Origin of the sequence: Citrobacter sp. Ce006, from assembly GCF_030336535.1 — a bacterium.
GTDB classification, from domain to species: Bacteria; Pseudomonadota; Gammaproteobacteria; order Enterobacterales; family Enterobacteriaceae; genus Citrobacter; species Citrobacter europaeus.
This window is the reverse complement of record NZ_JAOWDO010000072.1, coordinates 283702-299362: the sequence shown is the minus strand read 5'-3', so window position 1 is coordinate 299362 and position 15661 is coordinate 283702. Positions and strand designations below refer to the sequence as shown.

General features: G+C 54.1%; 11 protein-coding genes. 6 read left to right on the top strand and 5 right to left on the bottom strand.

The window, feature by feature from the left end; genetic code table 11:
- Positions 1–92 precede the first annotated feature (92 nt).
- The 3 genes from copA (at position 93) to ybaK (ending at position 4223) form a co-directional block, all read left to right on the top strand.
- Positions 93–2594 (top strand): copper-exporting P-type ATPase CopA, encoded by a 2502-nt coding sequence (gene copA, locus OGV94_RS15795; RefSeq protein WP_043015433.1) that lies wholly within the window; start codon positions 93–95, stop codon positions 2592–2594.
- A 153-nt stretch (positions 2595–2747) separates the two neighbouring features.
- Positions 2748–3542 carry a TraB/GumN family protein gene (locus tag OGV94_RS15790; protein ID WP_075145056.1) on the top strand — a complete coding sequence of 265 codons (795 nt, stop codon included), beginning with the start codon at positions 2748–2750 and terminating at the stop codon, positions 3540–3542.
- 201 nt (positions 3543–3743) lie between these two features.
- A complete protein-coding gene (ybaK, locus tag OGV94_RS15785) occupies positions 3744–4223 on the top strand; it encodes a Cys-tRNA(Pro)/Cys-tRNA(Cys) deacylase YbaK (protein ID WP_043015431.1) in 480 nt (159 codons plus the stop codon).
- A gap of 113 nt (positions 4224–4336) precedes the next feature.
- Here the strand turns inward: ybaK and ushA are convergent, their stop codons facing one another.
- Positions 4337–5989, bottom strand: coding sequence for a bifunctional UDP-sugar hydrolase/5'-nucleotidase UshA (gene ushA / locus OGV94_RS15780; protein WP_043015430.1), 1653 nt, complete (start codon positions 5987–5989; stop codon positions 4337–4339).
- Between the two features lie 174 nt (positions 5990–6163).
- On the opposite strand from ushA, the gene fsr reads away from it, so the two are divergent.
- Together fsr and ybaL are read left to right on the top strand one after the other, a co-directional pair.
- On the top strand, positions 6164–7384 hold the full coding sequence (gene fsr / locus OGV94_RS15775) for a fosmidomycin MFS transporter (RefSeq protein ID WP_100194054.1): 1221 nt from the start codon (positions 6164–6166) through the stop codon (positions 7382–7384).
- 225 nt (positions 7385–7609) lie between these two features.
- A complete protein-coding gene (gene ybaL / locus OGV94_RS15770) occupies positions 7610–9289 on the top strand; it encodes a YbaL family putative K(+) efflux transporter (RefSeq protein WP_043015428.1) in 1680 nt (559 codons plus the stop codon).
- 45 nt (positions 9290–9334) lie between these two features.
- On the opposite strand, the gene gsk is transcribed toward ybaL, so the two are convergent.
- The gene (gene gsk, locus OGV94_RS15765) at positions 9335–10639 is read right to left on the bottom strand and encodes an inosine/guanosine kinase (protein ID WP_043015427.1); all 1305 of its coding nucleotides are present in this window, start codon (positions 10637–10639) and stop codon (positions 9335–9337) included.
- A gap of 152 nt (positions 10640–10791) precedes the next feature.
- On the opposite strand from gsk, the gene aes reads away from it, so the two are divergent.
- Positions 10792–11751, top strand: coding sequence for an acetyl esterase (gene aes / locus OGV94_RS15760; protein ID WP_075145058.1), 960 nt, complete (start codon positions 10792–10794; stop codon positions 11749–11751).
- Here the strand turns inward: aes and hemH are convergent.
- The 3 genes from hemH to htpG all read right to left on the bottom strand — a co-directional run bounded on the left by hemH (position 11748) and on the right by htpG (position 15601).
- The gene (gene hemH, locus OGV94_RS15755) at positions 11748–12710 is read right to left on the bottom strand and encodes a ferrochelatase (RefSeq protein ID WP_047412996.1); all 963 of its coding nucleotides are present in this window, start codon (positions 12708–12710) and stop codon (positions 11748–11750) included. The two genes, aes and hemH, sit on opposite strands and share 4 nt — an antisense overlap.
- Before the next feature lie 141 nt (positions 12711–12851).
- Positions 12852–13496, bottom strand: coding sequence for an adenylate kinase (gene adk, locus OGV94_RS15750; protein ID WP_003021773.1), 645 nt, complete (start codon positions 13494–13496; stop codon positions 12852–12854).
- A 230-nt stretch (positions 13497–13726) separates the two neighbouring features.
- The gene (htpG, locus tag OGV94_RS15745) at positions 13727–15601 is read right to left on the bottom strand and encodes a molecular chaperone HtpG (RefSeq protein ID WP_032942554.1); all 1875 of its coding nucleotides are present in this window, start codon (positions 15599–15601) and stop codon (positions 13727–13729) included.
- Positions 15602–15661 lie beyond the last annotated feature (60 nt).

Sequence of the window (15661 nt, the reverse complement as noted above, 5' to 3'; positions counted from 1 at the left end):
TTCATCTTTTTTTAAAACGCCCTTGACCTTCCCCTTGCTGGAAGGTTTAACCTTTATCACAGTCAGTTAATCCCGTAATAAAGGAGTGTGTTATGTCTCAAACCATCGACCTGACCCTGGACGGATTGTCCTGCGGTCACTGCGTTAAACGCGTCAAAGAAAGTCTGGAACAACGTCCGGATGTTGAACAAGCAGATGTCACCGTGACTGAAGCGCACATCACCGGGAGCGCCAGTGCAGAAGCGCTGATTGAAACCATCAAACAAGCCGGTTACGGCGCGGAGTTAAGCCACCCAAAGGCTAAACCGCTGACGGAGTCATCAATCCCGTCGGAAGCACTGGCAGCGGTCCCTTCCGAGCTTCCGGCAGCTACGGCTGATGACGACAGCCAGCAGTTGCTGTTAAACGGCATGAGCTGCGCCAGCTGTGTTATCCGCGTACAAGATGCTCTGCAAAACGTACCGGGTGTCACACAGGCACGGGTAAATCTGGCGGAACGTACTGCGCTGGTAATGGGCAGTGCGTCCGCCGACCAATTAGTGAAAGCGGTGGAGAAAGCAGGTTACGGCGCAGAAGCCATTGAAGATGATGCTAAGCGTCGCGAACGTCAGCAAGAAACCGCCGTGGCAACCATGAAACGTTTTCGCTGGCAGGCGGCCGTCGCGCTGCTGCTGGGTATTCCGGTCATGGTGTGGGGAATGATTGGCGATAACATGATGGTGAGTGACGACAACCGCAGCCTGTGGCTGGCGATTGGTCTGGCAACGCTTGCCGTGATGGTTTTCGCGGGCGGTCACTTTTACCGCAATGCGTGGAAAAGCCTGATGAACGGCACCGCGACCATGGATACGCTGGTGGCGCTGGGTACGGGGGTGGCATGGCTCTATTCCATGAGCGTCAACCTCTGGCCGCAATGGTTCCCGATGGAAGCGCGACACCTCTATTATGAAGCCAGTGCGATGATTATCGGTCTGATTAACCTCGGGCACATGCTGGAAGCGCGGGCTCGCCAGCGCTCGTCCAAAGCACTGGAAAAATTGCTCGATCTGACGCCGCCGACCGCGCGTGTTGTTACCGACGAAGGTGAAAAGAACGTGCCGCTGGCAGATGTTCAGGCGGGAATGTTGCTGCGCCTGACCACCGGCGATCGCGTTCCGGTTGATGGCGAAATCACTCAGGGCGAAGCCTGGCTGGATGAAGCCATGCTGACCGGTGAGCCGATTCCGCAACAAAAAGGCGAAGGCGATAGCGTCCACGCCGGTACGGTCGTACAGGACGGCAGCGTGCTGTTCCGCGCCAGCGCCGTTGGCAGCCACACCACGCTGTCACGCATTATTCGTATGGTGCGCCAGGCGCAAAGCAGTAAACCGGAAATAGGTAAACTGGCCGACCGCATCTCCTCGGTGTTCGTTCCGGTCGTGGTCGCCATTGCGCTGATCAGTGCGGCTATCTGGTATTTCTTTGGACCGGCTCCGCAGATTGTTTATACGTTGGTGATTGCCACCACCGTTCTGATTATTGCTTGTCCTTGTGCGCTGGGTCTGGCAACGCCGATGTCGATTATTTCCGGCGTTGGGCGTGCCGCGGAGTTTGGGGTGCTGGTACGTGATGCCGATGCGCTGCAGCGCGCCAGCACGCTGGATACCATCGTGTTTGATAAGACCGGGACGCTGACGGAAGGCAAGCCGCAGGTTGTCGCCATCAAAACGTTTGGCAACACCGATGAAGCGCTGGCAATTCGTCTGGCTGCAGCCCTTGAACAGGGTTCCAGCCACCCGCTGGCCAGGGCGATTCTGGACAGAGCCGGTGATATCTCGCTGCCGCAGGTCAACGGTTTCCGTACGCTGCGTGGGTTAGGCGTCAGCGGTGAGACGGAAGGTCATACGTTGCTGCTGGGCAACCAGGCGTTGCTCAATGAACAGCAGGTAGATACCACTGAAATGGAAGCTGAAATTACCGCTCAGGCTTCCCAGGGTTCAACCCCGGTCCTGTTGGCGATTGATGGTCACGCGGCGGCTCTGTTAGCAGTACGTGATCCATTACGTAGCGACAGCGTGGCAGCGCTCCAGCGTCTGCATCGCGCCGGGTATCGTCTGGTGATGCTCACCGGCGACAACCCAACGACCGCCAACGCCATTGCCAAAGAGGCGGGTATTGATGAGGTGATTGCGGGCGTTCTGCCGGACGGTAAAGCCGAGGCGATTAAGCGTCTGCAAAGCCAGGGGCGTCAGGTTGCCATGGTGGGGGACGGGATCAACGATGCGCCTGCGCTGGCTCAGGCTGATGTAGGGATTGCCATGGGTGGCGGTAGCGATGTGGCGATTGAAACCGCCGCGATTACGCTAATGCGCCATAGTCTGATGGGCGTGGCGGATGCGCTGTCTATCTCCCGGGCAACGCTGCGTAATATGAAGCAGAATCTGCTCGGCGCGTTTATCTATAACAGCATCGGTATTCCGGTTGCCGCTGGGATCCTGTGGCCGTTCACCGGAACGCTGCTCAACCCGGTCGTTGCCGGGGCGGCGATGGCGCTCTCCTCCATTACCGTGGTGAGCAACGCTAACCGACTGCTGCGCTTCAAACCGAAAGAGTAACCCATTGCCGTATGGCGCTCACGCTTATCCGACCTACAATGTTATCTGCACTTTGTAGGCCGGATAAGAGGATTTCGCATCGCCATCCGGCGATTCACGCATTGCACCTTCCTGGACCACGCGCTAGCATGGAAGTCTACTTAGGGAGGCCGTATGGATCTGTTGTACCGGGTAAAAACATTTTTCACCGCGCTACGCGGCAACCCCTATACCTGGCCTGCCATCGATATATCCTTGCCCGGCAACCGCCATTTTCATCTGATAGGCAGCATTCACATGGGCAGCCGCGAAATGGCGCCTCTGCCTGCCAAATTACTCAAAAAGCTCAAGCGTGCCGATGCGCTGATCGTTGAAGCCGATGTTTCCGGCGACGACGCGCCGTTTGCCAACCTTCCGACCTTTGCCGCCCTTGAAGAGCGCATCAGCCCGGAGCAGTTAGACAATCTACACAAGGTCACCAGCGAACTGGGGATTTCCCCTTCCCTGCTGTCTACCCAGCCGTTGTGGCAAATCGCCATGGTATTACAGGCAACGCAGGCGCAACAGCTGGGGCTGCGGGCGGAATACGGGATTGATTACCAACTGCTGAATGCGGCAAAACAGGCGCATAAACCGGTCATCGAACTGGAAGGCGCATCCAGCCAAATCGAGCTGTTATGCCAGCTGCCCGATAACGGCCTGGCTCTACTGGACGATACCCTGACACACTGGCATACCAATGCCAGACTGCTCCAACAGATGATGGGCTGGTGGCTTAAAACGCCGCCGCGCAATAGCGAACTCACGCTACCCAATACGTTTAGCCAGTCGCTGTATGACGTTTTAATGCATCAGCGTAACGCAGCCTGGCGCGATCGACTCAGAGCGATGCCCGCCGGTCACTATGTCGTGGCCGTAGGCGCGCTGCATTTGTATGGGGAAGGAAATTTGCCGGAGATGTTACGGTAAAAAAAATGGCCAATATTTCTATTGGCCCGTCAAAGAGGAATTTCATCATTATTATGATCCCAACGCTTAAAGCGTCGGTGTAGTTCGATTGTCGCTCAAAGTCATCATCCTGCCAATACTATTGCGCAAGATGGTACTATTTTTTAGACAGACATCAGGCGTATGCTTGAGTCGTATTTTGTCTGGTCCAGGAAAATTGCTATGACACCCGCCGTTAAATTACTCGAAAAAAACAAAATTTCTTTCCAGATCCACACCTACGATCACGATCCGTCCGAGACGAACTTTGGTGACGAAGTGGTGCGCAAGCTAGGTCTGAATGCGGACCAGGTTTACAAAACGCTGCTGGTTGCCGTGAATGGCGATATGAAGCACCTGGCGGTGGCCGTTACGCCGGTGGCAGGTCAATTAGATCTAAAAAAAGTCGCCAAAGCATTAGGCGCCAAAAAAGTCGATATGGCCGATCCAATGGTTGCGCAACGAACCACTGGCTATCTGGTCGGCGGCATCAGCCCGCTGGGGCAGAAAAAAAGATTGCCGACGCTGATCGATGCTCCCGCCCAAACGTTTGACACCATTTATATTTCCGGTGGCAAACGCGGGCTGGATATCGAACTGGCAGCGGGCGATCTGGCGAAAATTCTGGATGCGAAATTCGCCGACATCGCACGCCGTGATTAAGCGGTTGTAGAATGAATGCCTGAAGGCGCGCAGCTTTAAGGCCTACAACCGAAGACTCTTACAGTCAGCAGGCCGGATAAGGTGCCAGCACCGCCATCCGGCACTTCGCCCTGTTACTGCCAGGTAACTTCGCCCTTCGGCTCATACGCGCTGGCATCCAGCGGTGAGTTCTTCTGCACGTACTCTTTCAACACTTCCGCATCAATAAACCCGGTATTCACATAGCCTGGCTTATTGTCAATTCGCGGATAGCCATCGCCGCCGGTCGCGTTGAAGCTTAGCGTTGCCATGCGATAGGTTTTGGCTGGGTCAACGGGTTCGCCTTTGATTTTCAAATCGTTAAGCTTGCCGTCTTTCGCCACAAAGCTGACGTTGGCGAACTGCGGATAGGCCCCGGAGTCCGGCTTCATTTGCGCCACGGCGGTCAGATAGTCAATCACCTCTTTCCCGCTCATGTCGGCGTATACCACGATATTGCCAAACGGCTGTACCTTCAGCACGCTTTTATAGGTGATATCACCGCCTTCGATGGAATCACGGATGCCGCCGCCGCTCATCACGCCAAAATCAGCGCTGGTTCGCGCCATTTGCGCAGCCAGCAGCAAATGCCCCATGTTGGTCTGCACGAAACGGACTTTGCTCCGATCGCCTTCAAGGCGCGCATTGACGCTACCGATTTTCACGTCGAGCTGCGCTTTACCCTTATTCTGGAACGGCGTCAGCAGCGAAAGCATTTGCTGATTTTCAGCTATTTCTGGGGTGTAGAGTACGCGTTCACTTTTACCGTTGTCCCAGGTCACTTTTTTCTTCAGGTTGACAGGGATGAGCTGGTAATTAACCATTTTCATTTCGCCGTTACGGAACTCAAAGTCCGCCCGGCCCACGTATTTCCCCCACTCATGCGCCTGCACAATCCAGATCCCATTTTGCTTGTCTGGCGCACATGGCGTACCCGGTACGTAATCAACCTGCTTCTTGTTTTCCGCAGCCATACACACCGGATCCTGCGAGTGACCACCGACAATCATCGCCAGCGATCCCGCCGGCAGGCTGCGCGCCATTTCGACATCGCCAGGGGCGTTCGATCCGTGATTGCCATTGTCATAATGCCCCATATGGGTGGTCGCGATAATGATGTCTGGCTTTTCCCCCATATTCAGTTCCTGGATTACCAGTTTGGCTTCATCGGCAGGTTTACGGAACTCAATATCGGTAAAGAATTCGGGGTTGCCAATTTTCGCCGTATCGTCAGTGGTTAAACCGAGTACGGCTATTTTTAAATCCTGGCGCTTAAAGATGGCCCACGGCTTAAACAAACGTTCGCCAGTGCTTTTCTGATAGATATTCGCCGAGAGAAACGGGAATTTGGACCATTTTTCCTGCTGACGCAAAACGGTCATGGGATTATCAAACTCGTGGTTTCCGACCGCCATCGCGTCGTAGCCAATCAGATTCATCCCGCGAAAATCAGGTTCCGCATCCTGCAGATCGGACTCCGGTACGCCGGTATTAATGTCGCCACCGGAAAGCAGCAGTACACTTCCCCCCTCCTCAGCCACCTCTTTACGAATACCGTCCACCAGCGTTTTTTGCGCCGCCAGTCCATATTCCCCGTATTCACTGCGCCAGAAGTGACCGTGATGATCGTTGGTATGCAGAATGGTAATTTTGTAGGTTTTATCTTTTTCGTACGCTTGCGCAGGCTGACCTGCCAGCGTAAATGCGGCTAATAACGCCAGCGCCACGCCCCGTTTCAAAAACTTCATATTTCTCTCCCTGAGCCAAAATCAACGACTGAAATTACAATGATATGAAATAATAGTCGAAAATGTTTTCAGAAATGAGACTTCCTTCAAACACCTTCCGCAGGTATGTTAGTCAGGTAATAATAACAAAATAGATTACCCTCATAATCGCAACCCAAACAGAAGTGACTTTCTATGGCAATAAGTGAACAAACCCAGCCTGTGGCTGGCGCGTCAGCGTCGGTTGCTAAAGCACGCACCTCATTTGGCATTTTAGGCGCGATCAGTCTCTCCCATCTGCTAAACGATATGATCCAGTCGCTGATCCTGGCGATTTATCCGCTGTTGCAGTCAGAGTTCTCACTGACGTTTATGCAGATAGGTATGATTACCCTGACCTTCCAGCTTGCTTCCTCGCTGCTGCAACCGGTCGTGGGTTACTGGACGGACAAATACCCGATGCCGTGGTCGCTGCCCATTGGGATGTGCTTCACGCTGAGCGGACTTGTTTTGCTGGCCATGGCCGGCAGCTTCCATATGGTGTTGCTCGCCGCAGCGCTGGTTGGCACCGGCTCTTCGGTGTTTCACCCGGAATCATCCCGCGTGGCGCGAATGGCCTCCGGCGGTCGTCACGGCCTGGCCCAGTCAATTTTCCAGGTTGGCGGCAACTTCGGTAGCTCTCTGGGCCCCTTGCTGGCGGCTGTCATCATCGCGCCATATGGTAAGGGTAATGTGGCCTGGTTTGTTCTGGCTGCGTTATTAGCGATTGTCGTCCTGGCGCAAATCAGCCGTTGGTACGCTGCGCAGCATCGGATGAGTAAAGGAAAACCGAAAGTCGCCATCGTAAATCCGTTACCGCGCAATAAAGTGGTGCTGGCGGTAAGCATCCTGCTGGTACTGATTTTCTCCAAATACTTCTATATGGCGAGCATCAGCAGCTATTACACCTTTTATCTGATGCAAAAATTCGGATTATCGGTACAAAATGCCCAGTTTCACCTGTTTGCTTTCCTGTTTGCCGTCGCGGCCGGGACGGTGATTGGTGGACCATTAGGCGATAAAATTGGCAGAAAATATGTTATTTGGGGCTCTATCCTCGGTGTAGCGCCATTTACCCTCGTTTTGCCCTACGCAACGCTGGAATGGACCGGGATTTTAACCGTGATCATTGGTTTTATCCTCGCATCGGCGTTTTCTGCCATTCTGGTCTACGCACAAGAGCTGCTTCCAGGGCGTATCGGCATGGTTTCTGGGCTATTTTTCGGTTTTGCCTTCGGCATGGGTGGCTTGGGAGCCGCGGTGTTAGGGCTGATAGCCGACCATACCAGTATCGATTTGGTCTACAAAATATGTGCTTTCCTGCCTCTTCTGGGGATACTGACCATATTCTTACCTGATAACCGACACAAAGCCTGATTTTCTGACGGCCAAAAGTAAATTTTGGCCGTCATCACTTACAGTTGCCATCAGCCTTTACCTCTCAGATATCTCCTTACTTTTCCGATCCGTGCTTTTTTACGCCTAAAATCCCGTTTTCTTCAAAATTCAATAATTATTCATAAACATAAACATCAAAATTGTCATAAACTATTACTCGTAATTTGAGTTTTCAGGATCATCACAGCAACCAAAGGAGACGGAATGCATCACGCCACCCCGCTTATCACCACCATTGTCGGCGGCCTTGTGCTCGCTTTTATATTAGGCATGATTGCCAATAAACTACGTATTTCTCCTCTGGTGGGATATCTGTTAGCGGGCGTTCTGGCCGGTCCATTTACACCTGGTTTTGTTGCGGATACCAAGTTAGCGCCTGAACTGGCCGAGCTTGGCGTAATCCTGCTGATGTTCGGCGTGGGGTTGCACTTTTCGTTGAAAGATTTGATGGCGGTAAAGGCTATCGCCATTCCCGGCGCGATTGCTCAGATAGCGGTGGCAACGCTGCTGGGTATGGCGCTTTCAGCGGTGATGGGCTGGTCGTTAATGGTAGGGATCGTGTTTGGTCTGTGTCTATCAACCGCCAGTACCGTGGTGCTACTGCGTGCCCTTGAAGAAAGACAGCTCATTGACAGCCAGCGCGGGCAAATCGCCATCGGCTGGCTGATTGTCGAAGACCTGATGATGGTACTGACGCTGGTTCTCCTGCCAGCCGTCGCCGGAATGCTGGAAAAAGAAGATGTCGGCTTCGCCTCGCTGGCCGTCGATATGGGCATAACCATCGGTAAGGTGGTGGCGTTTATCGCGATTATGATGCTGGTGGGTCGTCGCCTGGTGCCATGGATTATGGCCCGCAGCGCCGCTACCGGTTCACGTGAACTGTTTACCCTGTCGGTCCTCGCCCTCGCATTAGGTATCGCCTTTGGCGCTGTAGAGTTGTTCGACGTCTCCTTTGCGCTGGGCGCGTTCTTCGCCGGTATGGTGCTGAATGAATCGGAACTGAGTCACCGTGCGGCGCATGACACCCTGCCGCTGCGCGATGCGTTCGCCGTACTGTTCTTCGTTTCCGTCGGGATGCTGTTCGATCCGTTAGTCCTGATCCAGCAGCCGCTGGCGGTGCTGGGCACGCTGGCGATTATTATCTTTGGTAAATCCCTTGCTGCCTATTTCCTGGTGCGCCTGTTTGGACACTCCCAACGTACGGCGCTCACCATTGCCACCAGCCTGGCGCAGATTGGTGAATTTGCCTTTATCCTGGCGGGTCTGGGAATGGCGTTAAACCTGCTGCCGCAGGCCGGACAGAATCTGGTGCTGGCCGGGGCAATCCTGTCCATCATGCTTAACCCGGTGCTGTTCGCGGTGTTAGAAAAATACCTCGCCAAAACAGAAACGCTGGAAGAGCAGACGCTGGAAGAAGCCATCGAAGAAGAGAAGCAAATTCCGGTGGATATCTGTAATCACGCCCTGTTGGTTGGCTTTGGTCGTGTCGGTAGCCTGCTGGGTGAGAAATTGATGGCTGCGGGGATCCCGCTGGTGGTTATCGAAACCTCGCGTACCCGGGTAGATGAACTGCGCGAGCGCGGGATCCGCGCAGTGCTGGGAAATGCCGCCAACGAAGAGATTATGAATCTGGCGCATCTGGATTGCGCACGCTGGCTGTTGCTGACCATTCCCAATGGTTATGAAGCGGGTGAAATTGTCGCTTCTGCACGTGAGAAATGCCCGTCGATTGAGATTATCGCCCGCGCGCATTATGACGATGAGGTGGAATATATTACCGAACGCGGCGCCAATCAGGTCGTCATGGGTGAGCGTGAAATCGCCCGTACCATGCTGGAGCTAATTGAAACGCCGCCTGCCGGTGAAGTTGCTACCGCCAGTTAATGTACGTGCCGGATAGCGCTGTCGCTTATCCGGCCTGTGCCTGATTTAACGGTCCCAGTAAGACTCCTCAAGACTGTCTTCACGTTCCGGCAAACCGCGCGTCAGGCGCGGTGAATGCTGGTTCAGCACCTGATAACTCACGCGATTAGCATATTTACACACCTGGGCTAGCGACGAATAAGTCAGCCAGGTGAACTTGTGCTTGCTGGAGTTAGGCACGTTACTGCGGTGATAGCTGTTGGCGGTGATATCATGCAGCAATGCCGCCAGCGCGCCGTCACCCGCGCCGTTGGTATTCATTATCTTTTCAGGCCCGCCCATATACGGCGCAATGTGCGAATACACGCGCAGCGGATTGATACAGTCTTTATGGCGCATGGCGCGGCTGAATTCGTACTGATTAAATTCGGCAATAGCCCCGGGCAGCAGCGGATGCTGGGTTTTACGTTTAACTTCTTCTTCCGTAAAGCCCGCCATATACAGACCCGCCGGACCCGCGGTGCACAGCACCAGGTCCACCCAATCCAGCGCTTTGTCGGACGCCAGCAGCGGATCGTTCTCGCCGGTCAGCGCTTCGGCCTCTTCTTCATTCATCGCCAGAATAGAGACATGCTCTTTAAGGAACGCCTGCCACCACTGCGGGTTATCGGCAATGACGAATTTGGTGCCCAGCGTCAGTACCACCGGCACATTGTGTTTTTTAGCATATTCAATTGCCTTCATGGTCGCTTCCGGCATCGGCTCGCCCGGCTCGCAGCGCACCAGATAGGACGTCAGCACCAGCGCGGACGCTCCGGCAATCACCGATTCAGGGATGCTATCTGCCCGTAGCTTATTCATATGCCCTGGGCTGATCGCGAAGGTACGCTCACCTGACTCGCCAATCAGCGTAAAGCAGCGGCCAATCGGTCCATTAACGCCTTGCAGATAGTTCAGATCGGTACGGCTGGAGGTATTGCATAAATAGCGGTACGCATAGCTGCCAATCTCGATATTGCTGCACATCACGCCCAGCAGCACCGAGCGGTCATCCGCCAGCACGGAGTAGTTGTGCATCGTGTTACCGATAGTACCGCCCGCAAACTGATGGGTGATCAAATTTTCACGCACCAGCTCCTGATAGAGCGCTTCTGCGACATCATCGGCAATCACCAGAGAATGCCCGGCGCTTAATCCATAACGTTTTACAAAGCCATCATCCACTTTGGCTTCAATATCCACCAGCGTCTGGTCAATACCCACCACCCAGGCTGCGCTGGTTTCATTTTCTGGCTGAATTTGTTGCAGCAACGGATCGCGCGCGCTGACGGGAAAATAGTGTTTGGATTTGCGTTTACCGGGAAATTTCATGGTCGATTTTACGGGTGGTTAACTGAGCGATGCATGGTAGCACATTCCCTGCTGCGCATGCGATGCGGCGCTGAGTTTCAATATCGGACGGTGAGATCGCAGTTTAAACGGGATTAATTTCTACAATAACTCACCTTCACAAGGAGCGTTTTATGAAGCCGGAAAACAAGATCCCCGTACTCGACAAAATTTCGGATGAAATGAAAAGCGTGGTGAATTTTCATCGCGACGATTTGCCGCCGTGGCCCGCTGCCGATGACATCGTGGCCCAGCGCCAACACTATATTCATGAACGACAGCTGTGGAATGCCGATGCGCCACAGATGAATACCCGTGAATGCGTTATTTCTACCGCGTGCGGCCCCGTTGCCACACGCATTTACGCTCCGCAGCCCCATAGCCAGGCGACGCTATATTACCTGCACGGCGGCGGTTTTATTCTCGGTAATCTGGATACCCACGATCGCATTATGCGCTTACTGGCGCACTATACGCAGTGCACGGTAATTGGTATCGACTATTCGCTGTCGCCGGAAGCTCGTTTCCCGCAAGCCATCGAAGAGATTGTCGCCGTTTGCCAGTATTTTCATCAGCACGCTGGCGACTATTCCCTTAATGTGGATCATATTGGTTTTGCCGGTGATTCCGCCGGGGCCATGCTGGCGCTGGCCAGCGCACTGTGGCTGCGGGATAAACACATTGTCTGCGGCAAGGTGGCTGGGGTGCTGTTGTGGTATGGGCTTTACGGCCTGCAGGATTCACTGAGCAGACGGCTGATGGGCGGAGCGTGGGATGGTTTAACCCGCGAGGACTTGCAGATGTACGAAAACGCGTACCTGCGTAGCACCGACGATCGCGAGTCACCGTATTATTGCCTGTTTAATAACGATCTGACGCGCGATGTACCGCCGTGTTTTATTGCCGGCGCGGAGTTTGATCCGCTGATTGACGATAGCCGCTTATTATTCCAGACGCTACAGACGCATCAGCAGCCCTGCCAGTACAAAATGTACCCCGGCACGCTGCACGCCTTCCTGCACTATTCGCGGATGATGAAAACCGCCGACGATGCGTTGCGGGAGGGCGCGCGTTACTTCAGGGCACAGCTTTAACGGTAAGCTGCAGTCAGATTGACCATCATTTCGATATGTTCCGGCGTGGCGTTCAGCGCCGGGATATACTCATATTGCTTACCGCCAGCCTCGAGGAAAATCTCCCGATTTTGTACCGCTATCTCTTCCAGCGTTTCGAGGCAATCGGCCGCAAAGCCCGGACACATAACCTGGATATGTCGGGTCCCTTTCTCCGCCAGCATTTTTAACGTTTCGTCGGTATACGGCGTCAGCCATGGTTCGCGGCCAAAGCGAGACTGGAAGGTCATCATGACTTTTTCCGGCGGCAGACCAAGCGCTGAAACCAGCTCACGGGTGGTATCGCGACAGCGCTGCGGGTAGTCATCGCCTTCATCGGCGTAGCGCTGCGGAATGCCGTGGTAGGAGAGCAGCAGTAAATCAGGTTCGCCATGCTGAGCAAATGAATCCCGGGCGCTCTTGGCCAGCGCATCAATGTAGCTGCTGTCATCGGCGTAATCACGAATAAACGAGACGCCAGGAATACCGCGTTTACGCGCTAAGATGCGCGCCAGTTCATCCCAGACCGCCGCTACCGTCGAACAGGAATATTGCGGGTACAGCGGTAACACCACTATGTGTTCTACCCCGCTTGCCAGCAGCTCATCAACTGCGCTTTCGAGCGACGGTGAACCGTAACTCATCCCCAGCGCGACAGGCGTATTTGGCAAACGTTGTGCCAGCGCCTGCTGTTGCGCCTTGCTGTAGACCATCAGCGGGGAACCGTCTTCCATCCAGATTGACTGGTACAGTTTTGCCACTCGCGGGGCACGCAGCGGCAAAATAACGCCGCGCAACAGTGGCCACCACAGCACAGGTGACGTATCGACTACGCGTTGATCGCTTAAAAACTGGCGCAGATAGCGCTTAACGGCTTCGGGGGTTGGGGCATCGGGAGTACCGAGGTTTGCCAGCAGGATACCGGTTTTCGTCTGACGCATTACCGCCTCTTATCGATTCAAATTGTTGATAATTGTAGCGGAAAAGCGATAAAGAAGAACTAATTGCTGTGAGAGGTAAGACGAGAATTTGCCGGATGGCGGCGTATACACCACTATCCGGCATTAACCGCGTTAAAAAAATTAACCGAGGATTTTTTCCAGCGCTGCGCGCACGTCAGCCACGGCCTGGGTGCCGTCAACTTTCGCGTATTTGGTGTTACCCGCCTGCGCTTCTTTAGAGTAATAGCCGATCAGCGGAGCGGTCATCTGATGGTATTCCACCAGGCGCTTACGTACGGTCTCTTCCTGATCGTCTTTACGGGTGGTCAGCTCTTCGCCGGTCACGTCGTCTTTACCTTCAACCTTAGGCGGGTTGAATTTGATGTGGTAAACGCGGCCAGAAGCAGCGTGTACGCGACGCCCCACGATACGGTCAACGATCAGCTCGTCAGGTACGTCAAACTCCAGAACGTAGTCCACGTTGATGCCTGCTTCTTTCATGGCGTCAGCCTGCGGAATAGTACGCGGGAAGCCATCAAGCAGGAAACCATTACGGCAGTCTTCCTGAGCAATACGCTCTTTTACCAGCGCGATCACCAGCTCATCAGTCACCAGCTTACCGGCGTCCATGATGTCTTTCGCTTGTTTGCCCAGCTCGGAGCCAGATTTCACGGCGGCACGCAGCATATCACCGGTGGAGATTTGCGGAATACCATACTTCTCCATGATGAACTGAGCCTGAGTTCCTTTACCCGCGCCCGGAGCGCCAAGCAGAATGATACGCATTACGAAAATCCCCTTAAAGGTTGTCGATATTTTTTAAAAAGCGCTAAACGATACCACCATCACGCAATTGGCTCAAGGAAGACGCCCGACGCTGAAACGGTTAACGGAGGAAAATGAAGAAAAGAGAGGATAAAAAAACGCCCGATGGCGCTACGCACATCGGGCTTTCATAAGCTGCCTGCTCGTTGGCCGGATAAGCGTTAGCGCCATCCGGCATTACATTACGGCTATCAGGACACCAGCAACTGGTTCATACGACGGATGAACTGGTTCGGATCTTCCAGCGTGCCGCGCTCGGCAAACAGCGCCTGATCCAGCAGCAGTTCAACCCACTCTTTGAACTGCGCTTCATCCTGGGTATCCGCCGTGCGTTTTACCAGCACGTGGTCCGGGTTCAGTTCAAAGATGTATTTCACTTCCGGTACGGCCTGGCCCGCAGCGGCGAACAGTTTCGCCATCTGGGTGCTCATTTCGTCCGCATCGGTGGTGACGATGGCCGGCGTGTCGGTCAGGCGGTGGGTCAGTCGCACTTCTTTTACGCGGTCGCCCAGCAGGGTTTTCACGCGCTCAACGAACGGCGTCAGCGCTTTTTCCGCTTCTTTTGCCGATTCGTCAACTTCATCCGCCAATTTGTCGATGGACTCGTCAGCTTTGGCGACGGACTGGAATGCCTTACCGTCGAACTCGGTCAGGTAGTTCATCATCCACTCATCGATGCGGTCAGAAAGCAGCAGCACTTCGATGCCTTTCTTACGCAGCAGTTCCAGGTGCGGGCTGCTCTTCGCCGCCGCATAGCTGTCTGCAGTGATGTAATAAATTTTCTCCTGCCCTTCTTTCATCCGCGACACGTAATCTTCCAGCGACACGGTTTGCGCGGAGGAGTCAGTGTGCGTGGACGCGAAGCGCATCAGCTTAGCGATCGTTTCCTGGTTGGCATGGTCTTCCGCCGGTCCTTCTTTCAGCACCAGGCCGAACTGTTTCCAGAAGGTCTGGTATTTTTCCGCGTCGTCTTTCGCCAGTTTTTCCAGCATCTGCAGTACGCGTTTGGTCAGCGCGCTGCGCAGGTTACGGGTGACGGTGCTGTCCTGCAGGATCTCACGAGAAACGTTCAGCGGCAGATCGTTGGAATCTATCAGGCCGCGCACAAAGCGCAGATAGTTCGGCATGAACTGCTCGGCGTCGTCCATGATGAACACACGCTGAACATACAGTTTCAGCCCATGCTTGTGATCGCGGTTCCACATATCCCACGGTGCCTGGGACGGGATGTACAGCAGGCTGGTGTACTCCTGCTTACCTTCCACACGGTTGTGGCTCCAGGTCAGCGGGTCAGTGAAGTCGTGGGCGATATGCTTGTAGAATTCGTTGTACTCGTCGTCTTTGATTTCCGACTTGTTACGGGTCCACAGCGCCTGCGCCTTGTTGATCTTTTCCCAGGAAACCACGGTCTCGCCGTCTTTCTCTTCGGATTTTTCGATCTCTACCGGCAGCGCGATATGGTCGGAATATTTGCTGATGATGGAACGTACGCGCCAGTCATCCAGGAACTCGTCTTCGCCTTCGCGCAGATGCAGAGTGATTTCGGTGCCGCGATCGTCTTTGGTGATGTCAGCTACGGTGTACTCGCCTTCGCCCGCAGATTCCCAGAACACGCCGTTTTCCGGTTTATCGCCCGCAGCGCGGGTACGTACGGTAACTTTGTCCGCCACGATGAACGCAGAGTAGAAACCAACCCCGAACTGGCCGATCAACTGGCTGTCTTTCGCCTGATCGGAGCCCATGGATTCGAGGAAAGATTTGGTGCCGGATTTTGCAATGGTCCCCAGATGATCGATAACGTCATCGCGGTTCATCCCCACGCCGTTATCGGCAATGGTCAACGTACGCTTATCTTTATCGAAGGAAACACGTACACGCAGCTCACCATCACCTTCATACAGATCCGGGTTAGACAGAGCGCGGAAACGCAGCTTGTCTGCCGCATCCGAGGCGTTAGAGATAAGCTCACGCAGGAAGATTTCTTTATTGGAATACAGAGAATGGATCATCAGGTGCAGAAGCTGTTTTACTTCTGACTGAAAACCACGAGTTTCTTGTCCTTTCATGTAGATCTACCTCAACAATGCCATTTTCAATGGTAAAAACACGTTGAGGGTGAAATGGGG